1 protein-coding gene is annotated in these 563 nt (G+C 49.6%); it reads right to left on the reverse strand.

Annotated elements, in window-relative coordinates; translation table 11 throughout:
* Positions 1-563: AAA family ATPase (locus HT737_RS28780; protein ID WP_182404517.1), on the reverse strand; the 563-nt coding region annotated here is incomplete at both ends.

Raw genomic sequence — 563 nt, forward strand, 5'->3', positions numbered from 1 at the left:
CAGTGCAGTGTCGGAAAATACCGGTTTCATTTTCGCTATCTTCGCGTTCGCGGAACCATTCGAAGAAACGACGGAAGTCGACGCCTCTGTTGAGTGAGTTGTCGTAGCCGTCGAGTTGGTCGAAGGTGTGTTTAGTTCGGATCTTCAGCGGAATTTCTAAAACTGAACGTTCGACCGGGTAGTACGCAATCAGAGGGAGAGATGCTTTGTCATTGGCAGTCAGGCTTGAGCGGTAGTGATCCGCAAGTAGACTCGCTTCTTTTAAAGAACTATGCATCTGAGCCTTCCGACCTTGTCTTCCCCGGCCGATAGCCCATACGAAAAAAGGGTTTTTCGGATCTCTGGGAAGATCTTGTCCAGGATGTGATCGGTCTGCTACAGCAACCGTTATCACTGCACCTGAGGCTCCATTTCGAATCTCTTCCTGTATCAAAGGGCTTCCACTACCTTTTTCGGTGCGAATCCTTGCAACAAGCCAGCTCAGCGATGTGGCCAATGACTTCAGAATTGTGGATTTGCCAGCGCCGTTATTTCCCACGATGACTGTAATGTTCGATAGGTGG

Origin of the sequence: Pseudomonas sp. MD195_PC81_125, assembly GCF_014060985.1 — a bacterium.
Taxonomy (GTDB): domain Bacteria; phylum Pseudomonadota; class Gammaproteobacteria; order Pseudomonadales; family Pseudomonadaceae; genus Aquipseudomonas; species Aquipseudomonas parakoreensis.